Below are 23,628 nucleotides of genomic sequence, written 5' to 3'. Positions count from 1 at the left end.
AGCCAGGTTAGTATACTTATTCCGAGCGACGTCTGCAATGCAGCAAGGGCGGGAGCAGTAGGCGGTTTCCTGCGATTTACAAGACTTGCATCGCCATCGAGTCGCAGCGTATCGCTCAGGGGATGAGCCGCGCACGCAGATCCATGGACTGGGGATTCCCGCGCTGGCGCGGCTACGAGTCCGCGCGCGAGGCCGCGCAGATCCGCCTGTGCGATCGCCACGGCTGCTCGGAGCCGGGCGATTGCCCCGCGCCGAAAAGCCCCAGCAGCCCGGATCGCTGGTACTTCTGTCAGAAGCACGCGGCCGAGTACAATGCCGGCTGGGACTATTTCGCCGGTCTCACCAAGGAAGAGGCCGCAGCGCGCGAAAAGAAGGAACGCCAGACCCACGAGGGCTACCAGGAATCCTCGCACTATGGCTGGGCCGGTTCGGGTGACGGCAGCCGCAGCGGCGATGAACTGCGCGCGCTCGAAGCATTGGGCCTCGAACCCGATGCGGACTTCGATGCGGTGCGCAAGGCATGGCGCACGAAAGCCAAGGAAGTCCACCCGGACGTCCGGCCCGGCGATGCCGAAGCGGCCAAGGCCTTCCAGACTTACCAGCTCGCCTATGAAGTCCTGCGCGCGGCCGAAGAACGGCGCGAATGGCACGGCTGAGCATTTCCGTGCGGAATTGCGGATAGAGAGCGGGATCCCCGCCTGCGCGGGGATGACGACGTAGTGGAACTGCCGCAGGGCGAACGCCCCCCTGCGGTGAATTACGTCCCGATCAGCAGCGAAACCAGCCAGACTACGCCGACGATCAGCGGCGCGCCGGCAAGGTCGAGCAGCAGGCCCGACTTGATCATTCGCGGCAGTTCGATGCGCCCGGTTGCCCAGGCGATGGCGTTGGGTCCGGTTCCGGCCGGGAGCATGAAGCCCCAGCTTGCGGCAAGTGCGGCAGGCATCGCCAGCAGGATCGGATCGGCCCCCAGCGCGACCGCCAGGCTCGCAACGACCGGCATGATGCCGCTGGCCGTTGCCACGTTGCTGGCAAATTCGGTGATGACGATGACCATGGCGGTGATGGCAAGGGCGACGAGGGGCAGGGGAACCGCGGAGAGCGGCAGCAGCGAACGGCCCAGCCAGTCGGCGAGCCCCGAGGCGCCCATGCCCTCTGCCAGCGCGAGGCCGCCGCCGAACATCATGATGACGCCCCAGGGCGCGCGATTGGCCTCGTCCCAGTTGAGCAGGGGGCGCCCGGTTCCGTCCGGCACCACGAAAAGCAGCAGGCCCACGGCAACCGCGATCGTCCCGTCGGTCAGCGATCCCTTGGGCAGGACCGGGGCGATCAGCGGTGTCAGCATCCATAGCGCGAAAGCCACCGCGACCAGCGGCACGAGGCGGCGTTCCGGCTCGGTCCAGGTGTGATGCACGGCGATGGCCCGCCGCGCCCCGCCAACGTCGAAGGGGTGAGTCGCGACCGCCTGCATGCGTGCGATGATGAAGGCGGCGAGCGGGATGCCCACCAGCACCACGGGAATGCCGATCAGGCTCCAGTGCGCGAAACTGATGTGCAGGCCGATCATCGAATCGAGCAGGGCAACGGCGATCGCATTGGTCGGCGATCCGACGATCGTGCCCAGGCCGCCGATCGATGCGGCGAAGGCGATGCCCATGGGCAGGGCGCCGGCAAGCCCCTGGCGCTCGTCGTCCGCGATGCCGCCTGCCTCGATCACGGCCAGCGCCATGGGCATCATGATCAGCGATGTCGAGGTATTGGAAATCGCCATCGACAGGATCGCGGCAGCCATCATGAAGGCGAACAGCAACCGCCCTGCGCCGCCCCTGGAGCCGAGCCCGTCGAGCAGGGCGAGCGCCAGTCGCCGGTGCAGCCCGGTGCGCTCGATGGCAAGGGCGATGAAGGCGCCGCCCAGGATCAGGAACAGGGTGGGGGAATAGTAGCTGGAAGCCGTCTCGCCCGCTGTCATGACCCCGGCAAATGGCAGGACGAGGAACGGGGCCAGCGCGGTCGCGGTCAGCGGCAGGGCCTCGGTCATCCACCAGCAGGCCATCAGGGCGACCAGACCCGCGACGGTCCACGCCTGCGGCGGCATGCCGCCCGGTTCGGGCAGCACCAGCGTCGCCCCGAACAGCACAAGACCCGCGATGAATCCGATCCGCTTGGCATTCATGCCGATGTCATCCCCCATTTCCCTTTGGGGGACTTAAGCCACAAATCTCAGGATGATGCGAGGGGGGAGAAGCAGGGCGCCCACTAGCTGGCCGACATGCTGGCGCATTTCCCTTGGATCGTTGCCGCAGGTCATCTTCGGCTCTCCCGCCATAGAAAAAGGGCGCACCCGGCGGGTACGCCCTTTTTCTTCGGCAATGCCGGGCGGCGCTTATTTGGGCGCCAGCACCATCAGCATCTGGCGGCCTTCCATGCGCGGATAGGCCTCGATCTTCGCGATCTCTTCCACGTCGGCCTGCACGCGGCGCAGCAGGTCCATGCCCAGCTGCTGGTGCGAAAGCTCGCGGCCGCGGAAGCGCAGGGTGACCTTCACCTTGTCGCCATCGCCGATGAAGCGCTGAACGTTGCGCATCTTCACGTCGTAGTCGTGATCGTCGATGTTCGGACGCATCTTGATCTCCTTGATCTCCTGCGTCTTCTGCGTCTTGCGCGCTGCGTTGGCCTTCTTCTGGGCCTCGTAGCGATACTTGCCGACGTCGAGGAACTTGCACACCGGCGGGTCTGCGTTGGGCGAGACTTCTACCAGGTCCAGGCCGACGTCGGCCGCCTGTTCGATAGCCTCACGGGTGTACATGACGCCAATGTTCTCGCCGTTCTCGTCGATCACGCGGACCTTGTCGGCTTGGATGAAATTGTTGTAGCGCGGTCCGCTCTTGACCGGTGGCGTCATCATGCGCCGGGGTGGGGGTGCTATAAGCGTTCTCCTGAGTCGTCTTCGATTTACGTGCGAATGGGCGCTCAATAGTGCGATTTCACCCGCCAAGCAAAGCGGGAATTCGCAAGATTACCATAGAGCCCGAGCCGAATGCACGGCTTATGCACGTCTATATGGGCCTTCAGGCGTCCGCGCGCCAGAGGGGATAGGCAATCAGGCGTCCCGTTGCCGTTACCAGCGCGTCGATCGCGCAGGCCGGTTGCATTGCCGAAAGTATCGCCGGATCGGCCGCGTCCATGCCGCCGGTCAGTGCACCGAAAGCAGGCAGAATCAAGCGGTTGTCGCTGCGCACCGCGCAAGGGCGGGCGATCCTGCGGCCCCGGGCGGAAACGATCAGGCGGGGATGATAGTGCCCGGAAAGCTCGGGAAGTCCGGTCGCTTTCTCCGCCTTGTGACGCAGGACGAGGCCTGCCACTTCGATTTGCGCAACCCGCGTGCCCCCGGCCTCTGCGCCAAGGCCGGGATCGTGATTCCCGATGATCCACACCCAGTCCAGCGCGCGAGTCAGGGCATCGAGCATGCCGCGGGCATGGGGATCGAGCCGTCCTGTGCCCTCGCTGTCGTGGAAATTGTCGCCCAGCGCGAAGACGCGCCGCGCCCCTGTCTGCCGCACCGCATGCGCCAGCCGTTCCAGCGTCTCGCGGCTGTCGTAGGGCGGGAGCATCTGCCCGCCCTTCGCGTAGTAGCTGGCTTTCTCGAGGTGGAGGTCGGCCACCAGCAGGGCCTGTTCGCGCGGCCAGTAGATCGCGCAGCCCCGCGATCTGGCAGCGCCGACAAGGTGCATTTCCTCTGACTGGAACGAAAAGGGAACCATGGCTTTTCCTTGCCGCAGGCGGCCCGATTTGGCAAGCGGCGGGCAAACAAGGATTAGGCATGACCGACTGGACCCCTTACACCCTGCGCGCCCGCACGTGGTTCGAGACGCTGCGCGACAGGATCTGCGCCGAATTCGAGGCGATCGAGCGAGAGGCCGGTTCAGCGGCTGCCTTCGACTATACCCCGTGGAAACGCTCGGCAGTCGAAGGCGGGGCCGAGGGCGAGACGGGCGGCGGCATGCGCGGCCTGATGAAAGGCAAGGTCTTCGAGAAGGTCGGCGTCAACGTCTCGACCGTGGTCGGTTCGCTGTCCAGGGATTTCGCGGCCACCATCAACGGAGCCTCGGCCGAACAGAACGCCTTTTCCGCGACCGGCATCAGCCTCGTCGCGCACATGGCCAACCCGCACGTGCCGGCCGTGCACATGAACACCCGCTTCCTCACGACGACCAAGGCATGGTTCGGCGGCGGCGCGGACCTCAATCCCCCGCTGCCCTACGACGAGGATACCGCGGAATTCCACGCGGAACTCAAGGCCGCCTGCGATGCCCACGGCGCCGACTATTACGAGCGCTACAAGGCCTGGGCGGACGAGTACTTCTTCATCCCCCACCGCAATGTCCACCGCGGTGTCGGCGGGATCTTCTACGACCACCTGGAGTGCGCGGACGAGGCTGCGTGGGAAGCGAACTTCGCCTACACCATGGCGGTTGGCGAGGCGTTCCTGGCCGTGTTTCCGCGCCTCGTGCGCCGGCGCATGGGCATGGACTTCACGCCCGCCGACAAGGCGCAGCAACTCGAATGGCGCGGCCGCTATGCCGAATTCAACCTCGTCTATGACCGCGGCACGCTGTTCGGCCTCAAGACCGGCGGCAACATCGACGCGATCCTGATGAGCCTGCCGCCCGAGGCGACCTGGAGCTGATCCCCGCCTGTACAAGCGACTGCTATCGAGGCAGTGCTCGGGCGGGGGCAGTGACTGGAAAGTTGGGGGAAGCGGTCATCATTCCATGTTGCTATGTTCCTCGACAAGCTCAACGGAACGATGCTGATAACAGTATGTCGGGGCCTCTCCCAAGCCGGGTGTATCTACCACGAACTTCACGCATTCTTTCTCGGGGAACATAGAAAGCTTGATGGTCCGGCCGGTCATCGCTTTTTCAACTGAGGTGTCGCTTTTGGCTGCCCAACGCCTCATTGCGTCATGAACAAAGGGAATTTTCGCAAGCACTTGCGTGTTGGAAGCGTTTCGCAAATTGCAGACGCCGAGAGCATCGTTCCAAGCACCACCGGCGTCCAAGCAACGGTCAGTTGCCCAAAGATTGTGAGCTTGCCAGCCACCAACTGCGCCTAACAAGAGCAAAGTGATTACCCGCGCTGACGGAGGTACCTTCATTCGATAAGGTTGCCCAGTCGCCTCTCACCAGTCAATGTCAGCAATGTCAGCAATGTCCGCAAAGTCGACGGGTCCGGTTAGACCGGTTTCAGGTTAAAATGTTGAAATGCTGCCGTTTGAGTGAACGACCGACCACTCCTGGCGACGGCCCAGCTTGGCTGGATGGCGGCAAAGTTGGGGCAAATGGACATTGCTAGTCGTCAATTTCTAGACGCATGCAGGCTTGAAAGATGCCCGTGTCGCCTTCCTCGCGATGCCAAATCTCGACTACGCTGTAGTAGTTGAAATATCCTCCCATTTCCTTGGAAACGGTCTCGCCGACGCGCGGTAAGAACGTGAACTCTCCTTCAAAAAAGGGCTTCATCTCGTCCTTCTCGTAAACTTCAACTTTCGGCATGGCTTTCTCCTCATGCCGTTCTTGTACAACCGTTCGACGTCTGCAATGTTGGCGCGTCCGTAAAGTCAGCTTTCAGATTAAAAACCTGAAAGGCTGCCTTGCCTTCGATTCGTCATTCCCACCTGCGCGGGAATGGCGAAGTGTTGGGCAGTCAGGTCGGCGGCCGTGCGGCCGGGCTTTCCGGTGCGTCAGATGACGTAGTCTTCCTCTATCGGCTTTGCGCCCTTGATCGGCGGGGCGTCGGACAGGGGCTTGCCGGCGGTTTCCTTCATGAAGTGCAGCGCCACTGCGCCTACTGCGCAGGCGGCCATCATGTAGTAGGCGGGCATCAGCGGATCGCCGGTGGCCGAGATTAGTCCGCTGCCGATGGCAGGAGCCGTGCCGCCGAAGATCGAGGTCGCCACGTTGTAGGAGATCGCGAAGCCGGCGAAGCGCACCGGGGTTGGGAACAGGGCCGGGAAGGTGGCGGAAATCGTCGCCAGCTGGGGAACGTAGAGCAGGCCGAGGACCATGAAGCCGATCACGGCTCCCGAAAGGCCCATGCCCATCAGCATGTAGAGCGGCACCACGCCGATGAAGAGCCCGATCAGCGAAAACCACCAGAGCGGCTTGCGGCCGATCCGGTCGGACAGCGCGCCGGTCATCGGCAGCAGCAGCATCATGAACAGCATGCCCAGGATCGGCACGACCAGAGCCTCGTCCGCAGTCAGGCCGAGGCGGCGCTGCAGGTAAGTGGGCATGTAGCTGAGCAGCGTGTAGTTCACGACGTTGAGCGCGATCACCATGCCGCCCATCACCAGCATCGGGCGCCAGTAATTGGCCATGAGGTAGGGCAGGCCGTGCGAGACGCGCTCGGCCTTTTCGTGTTCTTCGCGAAAGACCGGGGTGTCCTCCATGTGGGAGCGCAGATAGACGCCCACGGCGCCGAGCGGCCCGGCGACGAGGAAGGGAATGCGCCAGCCCCAGTCGTGCATCGCCGCCTCTCCCAGCAGCAGCGAGAAGCCCAGCATCAGCAGCGCGCCCAGCGAAAAGCCGGCCAGCGTGCCGAATTCGAGAAAGCTGCCGCAAAAGCCGCGCTTCTCGTCCGGCGCGTACTCGGCCATGAAAGTCGCCGCGCCGCCATATTCGCCGCCGGTCGAGAAGCCCTGGATCATGCGCAGCACGATCAGCAGCAGCGGCGCCCAGAAGCCGACGCTGGCATAGGATGGCAGCAGGCCGACGCAGAAGGTCGCCCCCGACATGACGACGATGGTGATCGCAAGCACCGACTTGCGGCCCAGCCGGTCTCCCAGCGGACCCCAGAAGATGCCGCCCAAGGGGCGCACGAGGAACGAGATGGCGAAAGTCGCCAGCGCGAAGAGCACGGCTTCCTCGGTGTTGCCGGGGAACAGGGCGGCGGAGATATAAGTGACGCCGTAGGAATAGATTCCGTAGTCGAACCATTCGGTGGCATTGCCGATCGCCGAGGCGGCAATCGCCCGGCGCAGGGTGGCGGGATCTGTCTGCATCAGGAATCTTCCGTGGCTGGAATGTCATCGGGGCCAAGCGGATCGAGCATCGCGGCCACAGGCGTGGTGCGTGGCAGGATCTGGTAGGCGTGCTGCGTATCTGAAGGAACGGGCGGGGTCGCGGTCTGGCGCCACAGGCCGAAGGCGAGCGCACTGGCGGCGCAAAGCGTGATGTAGGCAAAGAGGCCGCTTTCGAAGGGCAGGGTCATGGCCGCCGAGCCGAGGATCGGGCCGAGCGCGGCGCCTGCCGAATAGAGCAGCACCAGTCCGCCGGTCGCGCCGACGCGCTCGTCGGCCTCCAGGCGGTCGTTGGTATGCGCCACGCACAGCGGATAGAGCGCGAAGGTCAAGCCGCCGAACAGGGCGCCCAGGCCAAGGAGCTGGATGCCGTTGTGCTGGGTGACGGTCAGTCCGGCACAGACCAGCGTTGCCCCGGCAAACGTCAGGACGATCACGCGGCGCCGGTCATAACGGTCGGATAGCTGGCCAAGCGGCCATTGCAGCGCCACGCCGCCCAGGATGACGGCGGACATGAACATCGCGGTTGCGCCCATGTCGAGCCCGATGCGCCGCACGCTCACCGCGGCAAGGCCGTAGAACGCGCCCAGCATCATGCCGGTCAGGATCGAGCCGATCACGCCCAGCGGCGACGTGTCGTAGAGGCGGCGAAGCGAGAAGGGCGGGGCATCGCCTGATTCGGGTGCGGAGATATGGGTCAGCAGGACCGGTATCGAGGCCAGCGAGACCAGCACCGAGGATGCCAGGAACGGGATCGAGGGGCGGGTATCGTCGAGGTTGAGCAGGTACTGCCCGGCGGCCTGCCCGAGGTAGAGGCAGATCATGTACCCGGCCAGGACGCTGCCGCGCGTCTGCGGTTCGGCCCGTTCGTTGAGCCAGCTTTCGATGCAGACATAGACGCCCGCGACGCAGAAGCCGTCGGCAAGGCGCAGGAAGGCCCAGAACAGCGGTTGTTGCCAGAAGGCATAGGCCAGCGTGCTGGCGGAAAAGACCGACACGAAGGCTGCGAAGGCGCGGATGTGGCCAACGCGGCGCACCAGCGGACCCGCACGCAGCGCACCGATCGCCAGCCCCGCGAAATAGGCGGTGGCGACGAGGCCGATCAGCAATGTGCTTTCCCCGGCGCGTTCCAGCCGGATGCTGATTAGGGTGGACAGGAACCCGCTCCCGGCCATCAGGACGAAGATGGCGGCCAACAGGCTGCGGACCGGAAGGATCGCGGTTAGCATGACGCTTCTCCAGCCTTGTCGTCAGGCTGCCGCGCAGCGCTGCGGGCAGACTGCCGGGGTTTGCGGTTGCGCCCGGAAGATCGCTTCGGTCGCCTGATTGGAAATAATTCGCCTCCCAAAGGAAAGTTTCCGCCGGACTTGCGGGCGCGCCAGAGTTTGAGCGCAGGGTACTTGCGCATTATCGCCGGTTTATCAACCCGAAGGGCACTATTCTGCAGCGCAGCCCGTCAGACGCGGTCGGTGATATACTTCGATCTGCGAAGCGAAAATCCATTGTCGCGGCCGTCATCAAAAAGTAGGAAATGGCCGTGGACACCGATTTCTTGCATCCAACCCTGCGTGCGCTGCGGCGCCTTCAACGCGCTACCGAACAGGGCGGCAGGCAGCTTGCCGCCGCGACCGGCCTGACGACGTCGCAGTTGCTCGTCCTCCAAGAGATCGAGCGGCGCGGCGAAGCGATCCCCAGTGCCGTTGCCAGCGCCCTGCAATTCAGCCAGGCGACGATCACGACGCTGGTCGACCGCCTTGTCGTGCTGGGTCTCGTGACGCGCCAGCGCAGCGATCGCGACAAGCGTCAGGTGCTCCTGCGGATCACCGATGATGGGCGCCTAGTCCTGTCGCGTGCGCCCGATATGCTGCAGGAACGCTTCCGCGACCGCTACTCGCAGTTGCCGACCTGGGAACAGGCGATGATCCTCGCAGGACTTGAGCGGCTCTGCCTTCTGCTGGACGCAGCGGACATCGACGCCGCGCCCTTGCTGGACGTGGGCCCCATCGACCGCAGGCTGCAGGGCTAGAGAGCCTCTGCGTGGCGGCCTACTGAGGTTCTCCGGACAGCCCCAGCGTGGCCATGTCGAGCGGATCGGCCAGAAGGACGCCGAAGTCGTCGCCCCGGGCCCAGCGCACTTGCGCGCGCAAGACATGACTGCCGCGCAGCCTGAGGTGCACCACTTCGCCGCAGCGGGGGGTCATCGCGTGGGATATGAGGCCCATGCCATGTTCGGAGACATTGCGCACGAAGACATCCTGATCGGGCAGGCCGGCGCAGTCCATGCTGGCACCTATCAGTGTGCGCAGGCGCGGTTCGCGTTCTGTTTGCGAGCGAGGCGCAAATTCCGCGCCGTGCAGGGGGGTATGCATGCTCATCGAAAATCGCCTCCCGGTAGGCCGAGGTACGGTATCAGGGATTGTGCGGTGGCGAAGTTTCCGAGATCTTAACGTGCGGCCCGTGGGTAGCCACATCCAATCGATTGAATTCCACTCCTTGCATCGGGCCTGCATAGGGCGTGGATTATTGGCTGGCTGGTGCGCGCGGGGCCCTTCCTCAACGCGCACTGGGCATACTCTAATCCTCTGTTTGTGAACGTTTATTTGAATTAATGACCGCTACATCAGGCCACGGCGCCTGGCATCTGCAGGCGATGGCCGGGCAATCGCCGTGCGCGGCATGACGGAGCGGCGGGCCTGCCATGGTTTACGCGCGGTTATCACTTGCAAAGATTGCATGAATTTAACGAGGCTCTTGCCGCAGCACACAAAATCCTGACAAGGATCTCCCAGCATGTTGCGTCAGTATGAACTCGTTGAACGCGTAAAGGAATACGCACCGGAGGCCGACGAGGCCCTGCTCAACCGCGCCTATGTCTATACCGTGCAGAAGCACGGCACGCAGAAGCGCGCGAGCGGCGATCCCTATTTCAGCCACCCGGTCGAAGTCGCGGGCCTGATGACCGAGCTCAAGCTCGACCAGCAGGCAATCATCACCGCGCTCCTGCACGACACGGTAGAGGACACGCTGGCCACGATCGAAGAGATCGAGAAGCTGTTCGGAGCGGACATCGCCCGACTGGTCGATGGCGTCACCAAGCTCTCCAAGATCGAGGTGATGACCGAGAACGAGCGCGCGGCCGAGAACCTGCGCAAGTTCCTGCTGGCGATGAGCGAGGACTTGCGCGTCCTGCTCGTCAAGCTGGCCGATCGGCTGCACAACATGCGCACGCTCCACTTCATCAAGAACCCGGACAAGCGCAAGCGCATCGCCCGCGAGACGATGGACATCTATGCCCCGCTCGCCGAGCGCGTGGGCATGTACGAGTACATGCGCGAGATGCAGCTGCTGGCCTTCGAGCAGCTCGAGCCCGAAGGCTATGCCACGATCACCGGACGCCTCGCGCAGATCCGCAGCCAGGAAGGCGGGCAGGTCGACGCCATCGCCCTGGCCATCAAGCAGGCGCTTGCCGAAGCGGACATCCAGGTCGAAGTGACCGGCCGAGAAAAGCATCCCTACTCGATCTGGCGCAAGATGGCCGAGCGTCACGTCACCTTCGAGCAGATCACCGACATCATGGCCTTCCGCGTCCTGACCGAGACGCCGGACGACTGCTACCGCGCGCTCGGCGTGCTGCATCAGCACTGGCAGATGATCCCCGGTCGCTTCAAGGACTACATCTCGACGCCCAAGTCGAACGGCTACCAGTCGCTGCACACCGCGCTGATCTATGAAAACTCGATGCGCATGGAAGTGCAGATCCGCACCCGCGAGATGCACCGCCTCAACGAGTTCGGCCTGGCCGCGCACTGGGCCTACAAGCAGGGCGGCACGCGGCCGGACGGGCAGGTCGGCTGGCTGCGCGACCTGATCGAGATCGTCGATGCCAGCCACGATGCCGAGGAACTGCTCGAGCATACCAAGCTGGCGATCTATCAGGACCGCATCTTCGCCTTTACCCCCAAGGGACGACTGCACCAGCTGCCCAAGGGATCGACCGCGGTCGACTTCGCCTATGCCGTCCATACCGATCTCGGCAATGCCGCGGTCGGCGCCAAGATCAACGGCCGCCATGTGCCGCTGCGCACGCAGCTGGCCAATGGCGATGTTGTCGAAGTGATCAAGAGCACCTCGTCCGAACCGCAGCTGTCCTGGCTGGGCTTCGTCGTCACCGGCAAGGCCCGGGCCGCGATTCGCCGTGCGGTGCGTGCAAAGGAACACCAGGAAATCGCCACGATCGGCTCCAAGCTGTTCGATGCGATTGCCGGGCAACTACCTACGCGTATCGGCAAGAAGGCCATCGAGGCGGCCGTGCGGCGGCTGGAGCTGCGCGACGAGGAAGACCTGATGTTCGCGATCGGCTCGGCGCGCCTGTCCGACCGCGAGGTCATGGAAGCGCTCGTGCCCGGCAGCACTGCCGAACTGCCCGACGATCCGGATTGGACCCGCAGCGAGGTCTCGATTTCGATCAAGGGCCTGACGCCGGGCATGGGCTTCGAACTGGCCGACTGCTGTCACCCGGTTCCCGGGGACCGCATCGTCGGCCTGCGCCGTCCCGACCACAAGGTCGAAGTCCACACCATCGATTGCCTCACGCTCGCCAACGGCGTCGATGCGGACTGGCTCGACCTCTCGTGGGGATCGCGAACCACCGGCGCGGTCGGCCGCCTGCGGCTCGTGCTGTACAACCGGCCGGGCACGCTGGCCGATGTGACCCAGACCTTCGCCACCAACCGCGCCAACGTCGTCAATATCCAGGTGATCCACCGCGATGAGCCTTTCGGCACTTACGAGGTCGATCTGGAAGTGGCCGACCTTGCGCATCTGACCCGCATCTTGGGTACCTTGCGCGCCAGTCAGGCGGTCGCCGAAGCAGAGCGCATCTAGAGCGCAGCCAAAGATGCGGTCCTGCGCCTAGAACTCCAGTACCACTTCGACCCAGTCACCTTCGGCAAGGCCCTCTGCCTTGCGCACGGCGGCCTTGATCGGCAGCAGCCAGCCGTTGTCGCTTCTGGATGGAAAGACCGAGGTCGCGAACGCGCTTGCGCCGATCCGGGCCTTGACCTTGAGGGAGCCGAACCCGCGCGCCGTCCCTTCCAGCTTGCGCATGACGGCAGTGCCGGAAAGCGCTTCGCCGGCCTCGCCGTCAATTGTCAGGAAGTGCCAGGTGCCGCTACCCGATGCGCCGGTCCAGCGCCAGAGCGGCCCGGTATGGGTCAGGGTTTCGACGATCGGGTTGACGCTTCGTTCCTTCATTGTGCTGCGCGTCTTACGGGGACGGGCACGTTGCAGACGTCCACGCCGCCGGCCGGGTGGATGTAGAAGGCGTCGCTGCGATTGGCGCGTTTGTCGAGATAGGCGGCAAAGCTGGCGCTGGAAGTGGAAAGATATTCGTAGCGCGGCAGGTCGGTAAGCGATTCGCCGGTGCGCACGGAGACGATGGGCGTGCGCTCCTGCGGCGTGGCATAGAAGCCGATGGGCGCGGTGCCGCGGGGCAGGGCGGAAAGGTGCTCCATCCCCTCGATCACCCGGCCGACGACGGCGATGTTGCGGTCGAGCTGGCGCGGGGCCTGTCCGATGACGGCGTAGAGCTCGCCGCCGGTGCCGGTATCGGGAGAAAGGTCGCGCCCGACGCCGACCGAGCCATAGCAATGCACCGGCCACATGCTCTTGCCGTCGGTCGCGACCGGCCAACCATGATCGAAGCCGGCCAGGCTGGCATAGGCATCGCGGAGCAGCTTCGTGCTGGCGCCGGTGTCCATGCCGGCAGCTGGCACTACATAGTCGTCCTCGGTCATGATTCGCAGCCCCTCGGGCAAGGGCTTTGCCTTCTTCGGGTCCTCCCCATCGGGATCGCCCCATTGCACGACGTAGTTGTCCTGGGTGCGGACGATGGCGAGGCCGTCGTACCAGTGCCGCGCCGCAAGCGTCCGGATATTGCTCACCCATCCTTGCACGTAAGGCGCCGCAATGAGCTGGATCACGACGCGCCGGACCTTGCCTGACGGGCCGGGCGCAAGGTCCATGACCAGCAGATCGCGCTGCTCGATCGGAAGCCACTCCGCCGCAGGCGCCGCATCGACGATCCCATTGGGCGTGGCCGGAACTTCGGCATCTTGGCCGAATGCGGAAGCGGGCAGGACGAGGGCCGCGATGCCGGCCAGCAAGTATTTGCACATGAAGTGTCTCATGCCATCACCAGATGTCTTGCGAAACCCGCGATCCCACGCTAGGGCGCCCGCTCACCAGCGATGCGGAGCGGTGGCCGAGTGGTCGAAGGCGCACGCCTGGAAAGTGTGTATACGGTAACCCCGTATCGAGGGTTCGAATCCCTCCCGCTCCGCCAATCATCCTAAATTGCGCAAAAAATCAGTAGTTTAGGATGCGTCTGGAAGGCGCGGCCAACGTTCTGTGCGGCGGTCAACCCGGAAGACGGGTTGTAAAGGCGCCGCATCGCCTTTCGCTGCTGGCCAAAGTCCCGATTACGCGGCCTGCAGGGCCTGCGTCAGCGCTTCTGCCGTTGCGGCCGAGGAGGCGGGGTTCTGGCCCGTGATCAGCAACCCGTCGCTCACGACGTGGGATTGCCAGTCGGGACCGCTGGAGAACTGGCCGCCCTTGGCCTTCAGTTCGTCCTCGACAAGGAAGGGAACGACGTCGGTCAGTTCGACGGCGGCTTCTTCGGAGTTGGTGAATCCGGTCACCTTTCTGCCTGCGACCAGCGGCTGGCCGTCGGGCTTGCGTACGTGGCGCAGGACCCCGGGGGCATGGCAGACGAGAGCGACGGGCTTTTGCGCGGCGAGGAAGTCTTCGATCAGGGCGATCGAATGGCTGTCCTCTGCAAGGTCCCAGAGCGGGCCATGGCCGCCGGGGTAGAAGACCGCGTCGAAGTCTTCGGCCTTCACTTCGGCCAGCCGGACGCTCTGCGCCAGCGCGCCCATCGCTTCGGGGTCCGCTTCGAAGCGGCGGGTCTCGTCGGTCTGGAAGTCGGGCTCGTTGCTCTTGGGGTCGAGCGGGGGGCGGCCGCCCTTGGGCGAGGCAAGGGTGATCTGCGCGCCGGCCTGCTTGAGCGCGTAATAGGGCGCGGCGAGTTCCTCGAGCCAGAAGCCGGTCTTGTGGCCGGTCTCGCCGAGCCGATCGTGGGAGGTGAGGACGATCAGGACTTTCATGGACAACTCCTTGTTACGTTCTCGGCAGCCGGGCGAGGGCGTCGACTAGGGCGTCCACGTCGCTTTCATCGTGGTATAACCCGAAGCCGATGCGCAGGACGTCGCCTCGGACATCGACGATCACGTCCTCGCGGCCGAGCATTGCCTTCCATAGCTGGGCACTGGGATGCGCGAAGGCAAGGAAGCGCGCTTGCGGTCCGGGGCCGGGCGGGTTGAGCAAGGTGGCTGCGGCAAGCGGGGTTTCCGCGATGTTTGCGAGAAGGTGGCGCTTGAGGCTTTCGGTCTTCGCACTGATCGCCGCGGTATCTAGGCCCTCCTGCGCCAGCATCGCGCGCACCGCGTTGAAGCGGTAGAGCCCGGAGGGATCGAAGGTGGCGCCAAGAAAGCGCCGCGCGTCGGCGGCATATTCGACGTGGCCCGATGGATCGGACAAGTCGGCGATCTCGGCATACCAGCCTGTAACCTGCGGTCTTTCGCCAAGGCCGGGCGGAGCGTGCATGATCGCCACGCCTTCGCCGGACATGGCGTACTTGTAGCCCCCTGCGAGGTAGAACAGCCGGTCGGCAACGCGCGACAGGTCGGTCTCGGCAGCCATGAAGCCGTGGTAGCCGTCTACCACGACCCACGGCCCTTCTGGCCGGGCGATCTCGGCAAGCCGCTCGAGCCCCGAGAAGACCTGTCCGGTGCCGAACATGACATGGCTGATCCAGACGAGATCGTGATCGCCCTCTTGCGCGCGGGCGAGGAAACGGTCCTCGAAGTCCTCTCCGGCGAGGGGCACCGTTTCCAGTTCGATCACGCCTGCCTCCAGCCAGCGCGCGGCCTGTCGGCGAAAGCTGTGGAACTCGCCGTCGCTGGCCAGAATGCGCAAAGGACGGCGCGGGTGGGCCGAGACGATGCGCACGAAGAAATCGTGCGTGTTCTGCGCAAAGACGACGGTGGATGGGTCGGGCAGGTTCAGCTCGGCGGCAACATGGCGCTGCGCTTCGGGCCAGACCTCGCCCATGATCCGATCCCACTTGCGGTCGGCAAGGGCGGCTGCGTCCTGCCAGCAGGCAAGGTGGCCGTCATGCGAGGCATCCGGCCACAAGTGGTGCGAATGGGCGGCGAAGTGCAGCCTGCCGGGCGCAGCCCCGATGGCGCGGCTGAACAGGTGCTTGTGAGAGGTGCCCATGATTAAAGGCTGGTCCTGAGCGACCAGAGTTCGGGGAAGGCGCGCTTGGTCACGGTCGAGGCGAGATAGGGCACGCCCGATGTCCCGCCGGTACCGGGCTTGCCGCCGATGATGCGGCTGACCGTAAGCACGTGCTTGTGGCGCCAGGTGGACAGGGCATCGTCGATGTCGACCAGTTTTTCGGCGAGCTGGTAGAGGTCCCAGTGACGGTGCGGATCGCGGTAGACTTCCAGCCATGCCGCCTCGACCTGGGGCGAGGGTTCGTAAGTCGCGCTGAAATCGCGCTCAAGCGCTTCGGGCGGCAGCGCGAAGCCGGCGCGGGCGAGCGCGCGATTGGCCTCATCCCACAGGCTGGGCTGCTGGAGCGCCTTCTCCATCGCCGCGCGCGCATGGGGCCGGTCGGCCTGGAATTCGAGATGCCCCGCCTGCTTGAGGCCGAGCAGGAATTCCATCGTGCGGAACTGGTCGGACTGGAAGCCCGAACTGCTTCCCAGCACCGGGCGGAAGGTCGAGTAGTCGCTGGGCGTCATTGTTGCGAGGACTTCCCAGGCCAGCGTCATCACCGACTGGATGCGGCTGACCCGGGCGAGGCTCTTGTAGGCTTCGACCAGGGCGTCGCGCTGCACCAGCCCGATGGCGAGGTGCAGTTCGGACAGGATCTGCTTGAGCCACAGTTCCTTGGTCTGGTGAATGACGATGAACAGCAGCTCGTCGTGTTCGTCGGAGACGGGGTGCTGGGCGGCGAGAAGATCGTCGAGCGCCAGGTAGCGCGCGTAAGTCATGTCTGTCATGATCAAGGTTTGGACCAAGCCCCGGCGGTCCGCAAGCGCAGGGGACTATCCCTCGTTTCGCTTGCATTGGCCCGGTTCTGGGAGGATCCTCGCGACTCCGGCGCACCGCCACAAGAGCGGGCAGGACTTCAGGAGATGCAAGCGCGAGGAGAGCGACATGAAGGCAACCAGCAACGGCGCGAAAGTCATTGCGCTCGTCGGACCGACGGGCGCAGGCAAGACGAGTCTGGCAGAAGCGATGCTGTTCGCGGCAGGAGCGATTACCAGACTGGGCGCAGTCAAGGACGGCAACAGCGTGGGCGATGCCAGTCCCGAGGCCCGATCCCGAGGCGGGTCGACCGAGCTGAACCTCATGCGCTTTGGCTGGATGGACGAGCCTTTCGTCCTGCTCGACGTCCCCGGCGCGCCCGGCTTTTCCGCCGATGCGGAGCAGGCGCTTGCGGTGGCCGACCTCGCTCTGGTGGTGATCGACCCCGATCCCGTGCGCGGCCCGCAGGCGGAGCCGATCCTGCGTCAGCTCGAGGCGATGGACATTCCGCGGGCGATCTTCGTCAACAGGATCGATCAGGCGCGCGGCAGCATCGAGGAACTGCTGGAAACGCTGCAGCCGCTGAGCGCCTCGGCGCTGGTGGCGCGGCAGATCCCCATCCGCGACGGCGAGCACATCGACGGCTTCGTCGATCTGGCGCTGGAGCGGGCCTATCACTACCGGCCTGGAAAGCCCTCCGAACAGATACCGATTCCCGCCGATCTCGAGGCAGTGGAGACCGCAGCGCGCTTTCACATGCTGGAGCAACTGGCTGATCATGACGACGTTCTCCTTGAGCAACTGCTGCTGGACGAAGTTCCCAGGCTCGATGTCATCTTCGGCGACCTGACCCGCGAAACGGCGCAAGGGCAGGCGGTGCCGGTCCTGTTCGGTTCGGCGATCAACGGGTTCGGCGTGCGGCGTCTGCTCAAGATGCTGCGGCATGACACGCCGCCGATGGAACAGGCGATGGAGCGCCTTGGCATCGGCCCGAACACTGCGCAGGTCTTCAAGATCATGAACGGCAGTTCGGTCGGTCGCCTCGCGCTCATGCGCCTGTTCGGCGGTGAGGTCCGTGAGGGGGCCGACTGGGTGGACGAAAGCGGCGAGGCGGTGCGGGCAGGGGCGCTCTTCGCCTTGCAGGGCAGCGCGGCGAACAAGCTGCAGCAGACCGATCCGGGCGATGTCGTCGGGATCGCCAAGCTCGACGATGTCTGCGCCGGGCAGCGCCTTGGCATGGCGGGGAACAGGCCTGAACCTGCGGAGCCTCCGGCGATGCCGCCAACCAATTGTGCGCTCGCCATCGAGGTCAGGGACCACAAGGACGAAGTGCGCCTGTCTGCCGCCATCGGCAAGCTGGTGGAGGAAGATGCCGGACTCGCATGGGCGCCCGACGAAATGACCCATGAAATGCTGATCCGTGGCCGTACGGACGAACACCTCGCGGTCGCGCTCGAGCGGCTCAAGCGCCGTTACGGGGTGGACGTTTCCGCCAGCGCGCCGGCCATTCCCTATCGTGAGACCATCCGCAAGGCGGTGACGCAGCGCGGACGGCACAAGAAGCAGTCGGGAGGCCATGGCCAGTTCGGCGACGTGGTGATCGAGGTTCGCCCGCTCCAGCGCGGCGAGGGCTTCCGCTTCGACGAGCGCATTACCGGCGGCGCGGTGCCCAGGCAGTGGATACCCTCGGTCGAACACGGCGTGCGCGATGCGATGGAGAGCGGGCCGCTAGGCTTCGAGGTGGTGGACGTTGCCGTTACCCTGGTCGACGGCTCCTTCCATACCGTCGACAGTTCCGAACTGGCGTTCCGGCTGGCCGGGCGGCTGGCGATGAGCGAGGCACTGGCTGCGGCGGGACCCTATCTGCTCGAACCCTTTGCCCATGTTGCGATCCGCGTCCCGGGCTCGGCGACCTCGCGCGTGACCTCGCACCTGGCAAGCCGGAGAGGACAGATGCTCGGTATTGTCCCGCTCGAGGGCTGGTCGCGCTGGGACGTCATCGAAATGCTGCTGCCCGGTGCCGAACTGGCAGGGCTCGACGGCGAGCTGCGTTCGCTCAGTCAGGGCATGGCGCAGTTCGTGGCGCGCTTCGATCACTTTGCCGAAGTCAACGGCAAGCTGGCAAGCGCGATCATTCAGGGGCGCCTCGAACCGGCCTGACGCCGAAGCGCGGACCATGCGCGAGGAAAGCCGCCATCCCGGGCAGGGCGATGGCGGCATTCCTCGCCATTATCCGCGCGAATCTCTCTTTATGGCTAGTTGTACTGCCGCTGGTGCAAAGCATTGTAGTGCCCATGAGCAATGCGCCCTATGACCCGCTCGCCGCCTGGCAGAAGTTCGTTCAGGATTGGGAGCTCGAAATCAACGCCTGGTCAGGCAAGTTCACCGAGAGCGAGCAGTTCAGCGCGATCATGGGGCAGGCGACCAAGATGATGCTGGTTGCGCAGAGAACCGTGACCGACCAGCTTGAGAACGTCCTGCAGTCGCTCAACCTGCCGACCAAGGCCCAGGTGGAAGGGCTGTCCGATCGCCTCGATGCCATAGAGGACTCGATCGCCCAGCTGCGCATCGCGCTCGACAAGCTGGCGCAGGACGGCCCCGTTCGCGAAGGCAAGCAGGAGCCGCGCAGAACCCGCAAGCCGGCAGGCAAGGCCGGCTGACTTTGGCGGCAGAGCCATCACCGCTCGACAGCGACGCCATCGCCCAGCGCGTCGAACAGGAAATTGAGCGGGCGCTCAAGCGCAACATCAAGGGGCTCGACCTCCTCATCGCCGACCGCGCGCCGGTCGGGACGATGCCCAAGACAGTCATCCATCGCGATGGAACCGCGGTTCTCTACCGCTACGAACCGGTGCTGGACGAGATCTACCGGGTGCCGCTGCTGATCGTCTCGCCGCCGTCGAACAAGGGCTACATCTTCGATCTCGCGGCCGGACAGAGTTTCGTCGAGTTCATGCTCAAATGCGGCTACGACGTTTACAACCTCGACTGGAATCCTCCCCGGCGTGGGGAAGCCGGGCTGGGCCTTGCCGACTATGTCGACCGCTTCCTGCCCGACAGCTTCGCCGCCATCCAGGAGATCACGCAGGAAACCGAGGTTTCGCTGGCCGGCTATTGCATGGGCGGAACGCTGGCGACGATCTGCACCGCGCTGCATCCTGCCGCGGTCAGGAACCTGATCGCAATCGCCACGCCCATCGACTTCACGCACATGAAGCTGTTCCAGGCCTGGGCGGACAAGCGCTACTTCGATGTCGACCTGCTGGTGCGCGAGCTTGGTGTCATCCCCGCCGATGTGATGCTCGGCGCTTTCGACCTGTCACGTCCGGCCAATCGCACGGCGGGGCGCATGACGCTCTGGAACAACATGTGGAACGATGACTACGTGAAGTCCTACCGCATGTTCGACCGCTGGGCGGCAGAAACCCTCCCGGTTCCCGGCGAATACTTCCGCGAGATCATTACGCGGCTCATGTGGGAAAATGCTTTGGCGAAGAACACGCTCGAAGTGGGCGGCCAAATGGTCGACCTGTCGGGCATCACCTGTCCGCTGCTCAACATCGTGGCGCAGCACGATCACATCGTCAGTCACGAGGCGACGCAGCCGCTCATGCAGCTGACGGGATCGAAGGACAGACACGAAATCGTTTCAAAAGGCGGCCATGTCAGCCTTGTCGCGGGACCCGCTGCAGTCCGGCGCCTATGGCCCCATATAGACGACTGGCTTGGAGTACGATCGACATGACGATCAGCAACGATATTGCCCCCACCCGGCTCGAACTGGGCGAGTCCTGCGTCAACCTGCGTCCGATGGAGCGCGGCGACCGGGACGCGATCCTGGCCTTCGCGCAATCGCTGCCGGCCCACGACCTGCTGTTCCTTCAGCGCGATATCCGCCAGGAGAAGGTCGTGTCCGCCTGGATCGACCAGACCGAGGAGGGCGGATCGATCAGCAGCCTGCTTGCGGTCGATGCCGAAGGTCAGGTCCACGGCTGCACCGCGCTGGTCCGCGACCGCCTGAGCTGGTCGAGCCATGTCGCCGATATCCGTATCCTCGTGGGCGTGGACAGCCGCAGCATGGGTCTGGGCCGCCTGCTGGCGATGCATTGCGTCGACCAGGCGCTGGGCGAAGACGTGGAGAAGCTGACGGTGCAGATGACGCCCGATCAGGAAGGCGCGCTGCGCATGTTCGAGGAACTGGGCTTTCGTCCCGAAGCGCTGCTGCGTGATCAGGTCCGCGACGCCGCGGGTGCGACCAGCGACATTGTCATCATGGCGCTCAATCTCGAGCGTTATGCGTCCACGCGGACGGCATATAGCCTCTAGGCGCTGTCGTTCCCCCGACCGCACATGGCGATGGCCCCGCGCGGACAGTTACAGGAGTTCTCATGACCCGTTTCCATATCCCCGCGCACATCGGCAGGGCCTGAACGCGCATGGAGCACAAGACTGCCGCCATTCGTCCGCCGTTCCTCGGCCTGGCCCTGCTTGAGCCGGCGCGGTGCCTCATGGAAGCCGGCGCACTCGTGGCGCTCAGCCCGCTGCTGTCGCTCTCTCCGCGCGGAGATGGTCATCCGGTGGTGGTCCTGCCGGGCTTTGCCACCAACGATACGATGACGATTCTCCTGCGCAGCTTCCTCAAGCAGCTTTCCTATGACGTCTATCCGATGGACCTGGGGTGGAACTTCGACCAGCACACCGTCGGCGAGAACGGCGAATACATCGCCGAACGCATCCGGGCCATCCGCAGCGATACCGGCCGCAAGGTCAGCCTGGTCGGGTGGAGCCTGGGCGGGGTCATCGCCCGCGAGGCGGCGCGGCGCGATCCGGATGACCTGAGGCAGGTGATCTCGCTGGGCAGTCCGTTCTCCGGCAATCCGCGCGCGACCAACCTGCAGACGGTCTACCAGTTCGCCACCGGCAACGATTTCACTTCGGCCAAGATGGTCGAGCGCTATCGCATCGGTGCCGATGCCCTGCCGATTCCCTCGACGGCCGTGTTCAGCAGGACAGATGGTGTCACCGCCTGGGAAAACTGCCTCGGCGATACCGACGAGATCAATGAAAACGTCGAAGTAGTGTCGAGCCATTTCGGCTTCATGACCAATCCGGCGGTTTTTCACGTCATCGCGGACCGTCTCGGGCAGGTCGAAGGACAATGGCAATCCTTCCAGCCCAGCGCGCCTTTCGCCAGCTTCTACGCCTGATCCGGGGCGCCGGAAAGGCGCGGCAAAGCAGCCACCGGAACACCCGCGCGGCAGCATGTCCTGCAGTGTCCCCGAAGGGGATAGTCTAACGCATTTTCAGTAAGTTAATGGCGGAGAGGGTGGGATTCGAACCCACGGTACGGTTGCCCGTACACCGCATTTCGAGTGCGGCGCATTCGACCTCTCTGCCACCTCTCCGCTAGAGATCGCGATGGAGCGGGAAAGTCCCGCCGGGTCGAGCGAAGCGCGCCGTTAGCCCACTTGTTTGAGCTTGCCAACCCCCTGATTGGGAAATTGTGGGTATTCTTGGGGCGTCGCTTGTTTCGCACCCGCACAAAACCTATATTTGCGGTCATGAACAGAGCGTCCTTCTTTTCGCCACAGGCCGGACGCGTCATCGACGCGCCGTTCCAGACGCGGGCGCGATTCGCGATTGGCGACGTCGTTCGCCACAAGCAACACGACTTCCGCGGCGTGATTTTCGATATCGATCCGGTCTTCGCCAACAGCGAGGAATGGTACCAGTCGATCCCGCTGGAACTGCGCCCCAGCCGCGAGCAGCCGTACTATCATCTCCTCGCTGAAAACGAGGATTCCAGCTACGTCGCCTACGTCAGTCAGCAGAACCTGCTCGAGGATGCCGAGGGCGGGCCTGTGGATCATCCCTCCGTCAGCGAGATCTTCGAGGAATTCCGGAACGGCCGCTACCAGTTGCGCCGCGGTCTGGCTCACTGATTCATCATTGAGGGCGGGCTTCGCGGCGGCGGTCGGGCGATGCGCTCGTTCCTGATCTGAAGCCGCTTCGAGGATATCCGGCCTGCGCCTTGCAGGCCTTGCAACAGTTAAGTCACGACCTTGGCGGCACTCGGCTGCGCCAGCTAGTAACCCTGCGCCTCATGGCATTCCACGCCGCGCAGAACGGCCAGGTCGCTTACCCCGGCGAGAGCATCGACAGGGAGCTGCCCGTTCCCTTGGGGGGCGCCGTATTGCGCAGCCGGGGGGCATCGGCGCCATGACCTCCTCGGAAGCGATGACGTTTTCGGGGAGATGAGGCGGAACTCGTCGCTGCCCGCGTGGTCGTGGAGCCCGTATGCCCAGATTGAAGTCGAGCCAGTCCAGATCGAGCAGAGGCCTGCCTGCAGGGTAAGAGGAAGTCAGTCCCGGCACGAGGTCGGAATATCATCGGACGACTGACTATTCGTCAGATGCCGCCCGCGGCGCTCCGGAGTTGCCGGGCAAGGTTCCGGCACCCCTTCGCCCATGCTTCAGCCCTTGAGCTTCCAGCCGGAACGGAGCACGCGATAGACCACGAAGGCCAGTACGGCATTGACAATGCCGATGCCGATGGCGCTGTGCAGAACGGCCATGTTGGTATCGCCGATATCACTTTGGCCCAGGAAGCCGAAACGGAAGCCCGAGATGACGTAGAAGAACGGATTGACGCGGCTCACCGCCTGGAAAGCCGGCGCAAGGTTATCGATCACGTAGAACGTGCCCGACAGCAGGGAGAGCGGGGCAATGACGAAGTTGGTCACCGCCGCGTTGTGATCGAACTTTTCCGCCCAGATCGAGGATATGAAGCCGAGCAGGGCAAGGAAGACCGACCCCATCAGGCCGAACCAGACGACCGCCCAGGGGTGGGCTACCGACAAGTCGACGCCGGGCCACAGCAGCATCGCCGCGCAAAGGGCCAAGCCGACGAGGACGGCGCGGGTCACGGCGGCGGCGACCATCGCCAGCATCAGTTCGCCTTCGCTGAGCGGCGGCATCAGGAAATCGATGATCGTGCCCTGGATCTTGCCCGAGAGGAACGAGAAGCTCGCATTGGCGAAGGCGTTCTGCATCATGCCCATGACGATCAGGCCCGGCGCCACGAAAGTCGCGAAGTTCACGCCCAGGATTTCGCGCCCGCCGCGACCCAGCGCGACAGTGAAAATCACGAGGAAGAGAAGGGTGGTGATCGCCGGTGCCCAGATGGTCTGGGTCTGCACCTTGAAGAAGCGGCGCACCTCCTTCATATAAAGGGTCTTGAGCCCCACCCAGTTCACCTGGTGGATCACAGGCTCGCCCTTCGTCGGAAACTGGCGTGGCTGCGGGATACCGGCAGGAGTCAGCATCTCGGTCGAATTCGTTTGATCGGCCATGAAGCGGCGACTATCGGCTGCGGTCTTCCGAGGCAAGCGG

The 23,628-nt window shown here is 64.5% G+C and carries 24 protein-coding genes and 2 tRNA genes; 11 read left to right on the top strand and 15 right to left on the bottom strand.

Annotated features, from left to right (window positions below):
• The first annotated feature begins 122 nt into the window (after positions 1–122).
• On the top strand, positions 123–656 hold the full coding sequence (locus tag J3474_RS15365) for a J domain-containing protein (protein WP_013832206.1): 534 nt from the start codon (positions 123–125) through the stop codon (positions 654–656).
• 101 nt (positions 657–757) lie between these two features.
• On the opposite strand, the gene J3474_RS15360 is transcribed toward J3474_RS15365, so the two are convergent.
• The 3 genes from J3474_RS15360 to pdeM all read right to left on the bottom strand — a co-directional run bounded on the left by J3474_RS15360 (position 758) and on the right by pdeM (position 3,761).
• The gene (locus J3474_RS15360; protein ID WP_207094725.1) at positions 758–2,191 is read right to left on the bottom strand and encodes a DASS family sodium-coupled anion symporter; all 1,434 of its coding nucleotides are present in this window, start codon (positions 2,189–2,191) and stop codon (positions 758–760) included.
• 192 nt (positions 2,192–2,383) lie between these two features.
• Positions 2,384–2,905, bottom strand: a complete 522-nt coding sequence (infC, locus tag J3474_RS15355) for a translation initiation factor IF-3 (RefSeq protein ID WP_007011929.1) — start codon at positions 2,903–2,905, stop codon at positions 2,384–2,386.
• A gap of 163 nt (positions 2,906–3,068) precedes the next feature.
• Positions 3,069–3,761, bottom strand: coding sequence for a ligase-associated DNA damage response endonuclease PdeM (pdeM, locus tag J3474_RS15350; protein ID WP_207094724.1), 693 nt, complete (start codon positions 3,759–3,761; stop codon positions 3,069–3,071).
• A 59-nt stretch (positions 3,762–3,820) separates the two neighbouring features.
• On the opposite strand from pdeM, the gene hemF reads away from it, so the two are divergent.
• A complete protein-coding gene (hemF, locus tag J3474_RS15345; RefSeq protein ID WP_207094723.1) occupies positions 3,821–4,687 on the top strand; it encodes an oxygen-dependent coproporphyrinogen oxidase in 867 nt (288 codons plus the stop codon).
• A gap of 78 nt (positions 4,688–4,765) precedes the next feature.
• On the opposite strand, the gene J3474_RS15340 is transcribed toward hemF, so the two are convergent.
• From J3474_RS15340 to J3474_RS15325, 4 genes are all read right to left on the bottom strand, one after another.
• Positions 4,766–5,158 carry a hypothetical protein gene (locus J3474_RS15340; RefSeq protein ID WP_013832211.1) on the bottom strand — a complete coding sequence of 131 codons (393 nt, stop codon included), beginning with the start codon at positions 5,156–5,158 and terminating at the stop codon, positions 4,766–4,768.
• 193 nt (positions 5,159–5,351) lie between these two features.
• Positions 5,352–5,555, bottom strand: coding sequence for a hypothetical protein (locus J3474_RS15335; RefSeq protein WP_013832212.1), 204 nt, complete (start codon positions 5,553–5,555; stop codon positions 5,352–5,354).
• Positions 5,556–5,743: 188 nt separating this feature from the next.
• Entirely contained in the window at positions 5,744–7,063 is a 1,320-nt protein-coding gene (locus tag J3474_RS15330; protein ID WP_013832213.1) for an MFS transporter, read from the bottom strand.
• The gene (locus J3474_RS15325; protein WP_013832214.1) at positions 7,063–8,310 is read right to left on the bottom strand and encodes an MFS transporter; all 1,248 of its coding nucleotides are present in this window, start codon (positions 8,308–8,310) and stop codon (positions 7,063–7,065) included. The genes J3474_RS15330 and J3474_RS15325 overlap by 1 nt, the downstream gene beginning before the upstream one ends.
• 302 nt (positions 8,311–8,612) lie before the next feature.
• Between J3474_RS15325 and J3474_RS15320 the strand changes: the two genes are divergently transcribed.
• Complete coding sequence (locus tag J3474_RS15320; RefSeq protein ID WP_013832215.1) at positions 8,613–9,107, top strand: MarR family winged helix-turn-helix transcriptional regulator; 495 nt, start codon at positions 8,613–8,615, stop codon at positions 9,105–9,107.
• Between the two features lie 19 nt (positions 9,108–9,126).
• Here J3474_RS15320 and J3474_RS15315 read toward each other — a convergent pair whose 3' ends face one another.
• A complete protein-coding gene (locus J3474_RS15315; RefSeq protein WP_041558762.1) occupies positions 9,127–9,456 on the bottom strand; it encodes a PilZ domain-containing protein in 330 nt (109 codons plus the stop codon).
• 415 nt (positions 9,457–9,871) lie between these two features.
• Here J3474_RS15315 and J3474_RS15310 point away from each other — a divergent pair, with 415 nt between their 5' ends.
• A complete protein-coding gene (locus J3474_RS15310) occupies positions 9,872–11,965 on the top strand; it encodes a bifunctional (p)ppGpp synthetase/guanosine-3',5'-bis(diphosphate) 3'-pyrophosphohydrolase (protein ID WP_013832216.1) in 2,094 nt (697 codons plus the stop codon).
• A gap of 27 nt (positions 11,966–11,992) precedes the next feature.
• Here the strand turns inward: J3474_RS15310 and J3474_RS15305 are convergent, their stop codons facing one another.
• Together J3474_RS15305 and J3474_RS15300 are read right to left on the bottom strand one after the other, a co-directional pair.
• On the bottom strand, positions 11,993–12,334 hold the full coding sequence (locus tag J3474_RS15305; protein WP_013832217.1) for a DUF1905 domain-containing protein: 342 nt from the start codon (positions 12,332–12,334) through the stop codon (positions 11,993–11,995).
• Entirely contained in the window at positions 12,331–13,257 is a 927-nt protein-coding gene (locus J3474_RS15300; protein ID WP_207094722.1) for a peptidylprolyl isomerase, read from the bottom strand. The genes J3474_RS15305 and J3474_RS15300 overlap by 4 nt, the downstream gene beginning before the upstream one ends.
• Before the next feature lie 76 nt (positions 13,258–13,333).
• Between J3474_RS15300 and J3474_RS15295 the strand changes: the two genes are divergently transcribed.
• Positions 13,334–13,424, top strand: a tRNA-Ser gene (locus J3474_RS15295).
• A gap of 136 nt (positions 13,425–13,560) precedes the next feature.
• Here J3474_RS15295 and J3474_RS15290 read toward each other — a convergent pair.
• From J3474_RS15290 to J3474_RS15280, 3 genes are read right to left on the bottom strand one after another with little or no spacing between them, the layout of a single operon-like run.
• Positions 13,561–14,244, bottom strand: coding sequence for a type 1 glutamine amidotransferase domain-containing protein (locus J3474_RS15290; protein WP_207094721.1), 684 nt, complete (start codon positions 14,242–14,244; stop codon positions 13,561–13,563).
• 13 nt (positions 14,245–14,257) lie between these two features.
• A complete protein-coding gene (locus tag J3474_RS15285; protein ID WP_207094720.1) occupies positions 14,258–15,418 on the bottom strand; it encodes an aminotransferase class V-fold PLP-dependent enzyme in 1,161 nt (386 codons plus the stop codon).
• Positions 15,419–15,420: 2 nt separating this feature from the next.
• Complete coding sequence (locus tag J3474_RS15280; protein WP_207094719.1) at positions 15,421–16,209, bottom strand: tryptophan 2,3-dioxygenase; 789 nt, start codon at positions 16,207–16,209, stop codon at positions 15,421–15,423.
• 157 nt (positions 16,210–16,366) lie between these two features.
• Here J3474_RS15280 and J3474_RS15275 point away from each other — a divergent pair, with 157 nt between their 5' ends.
• The 5 genes from J3474_RS15275 (at position 16,367) to J3474_RS15255 (ending at position 21,444) form a co-directional block, all read left to right on the top strand.
• Positions 16,367–18,397 (top strand): elongation factor G, encoded by a 2,031-nt coding sequence (locus J3474_RS15275; RefSeq protein WP_207094718.1) that lies wholly within the window; start codon positions 16,367–16,369, stop codon positions 18,395–18,397.
• Positions 18,398–18,531: 134 nt separating this feature from the next.
• Entirely contained in the window at positions 18,532–18,897 is a 366-nt protein-coding gene (locus J3474_RS15270; protein ID WP_013832920.1) for a hypothetical protein, read from the top strand.
• A 2-nt stretch (positions 18,898–18,899) separates the two neighbouring features.
• Entirely contained in the window at positions 18,900–19,982 is a 1,083-nt protein-coding gene (locus J3474_RS15265; RefSeq protein ID WP_207094717.1) for an alpha/beta fold hydrolase, read from the top strand.
• Positions 19,979–20,563 (top strand): GNAT family N-acetyltransferase, encoded by a 585-nt coding sequence (locus J3474_RS15260; protein ID WP_207094716.1) that lies wholly within the window; start codon positions 19,979–19,981, stop codon positions 20,561–20,563. Before J3474_RS15265 ends, J3474_RS15260 begins: the two co-directional genes overlap by 4 nt.
• Positions 20,564–20,673: 110 nt before the next feature.
• Positions 20,674–21,444 (top strand): alpha/beta fold hydrolase, encoded by a 771-nt coding sequence (locus J3474_RS15255; protein WP_013832923.1) that lies wholly within the window; start codon positions 20,674–20,676, stop codon positions 21,442–21,444.
• A gap of 108 nt (positions 21,445–21,552) precedes the next feature.
• Here the strand turns inward: J3474_RS15255 and J3474_RS15250 are convergent.
• Positions 21,553–21,642, bottom strand: a tRNA-Ser gene (locus J3474_RS15250).
• A 156-nt stretch (positions 21,643–21,798) separates the two neighbouring features.
• Between J3474_RS15250 and hspQ the strand changes: the two genes are divergently transcribed.
• Entirely contained in the window at positions 21,799–22,179 is a 381-nt protein-coding gene (gene hspQ, locus J3474_RS15245) for a heat shock protein HspQ (RefSeq protein ID WP_013832924.1), read from the top strand.
• A 530-nt stretch (positions 22,180–22,709) separates the two neighbouring features.
• On the opposite strand, the gene J3474_RS15240 is transcribed toward hspQ, so the two are convergent.
• The gene (locus J3474_RS15240; RefSeq protein WP_041558878.1) at positions 22,710–23,588 is read right to left on the bottom strand and encodes an ABC transporter permease; all 879 of its coding nucleotides are present in this window, start codon (positions 23,586–23,588) and stop codon (positions 22,710–22,712) included.
• Between the last annotated feature and the right edge of the window lie 40 nt (positions 23,589–23,628).

Origin of the sequence: Novosphingobium sp. PY1, assembly GCF_017312445.1 — a bacterium.
GTDB lineage: Bacteria > Pseudomonadota > Alphaproteobacteria > Sphingomonadales > Sphingomonadaceae > Novosphingobium.
The sequence above is the reverse complement of the archived record's forward strand: the minus strand, read 5'-3'. Positions and strand labels throughout refer to the sequence as shown.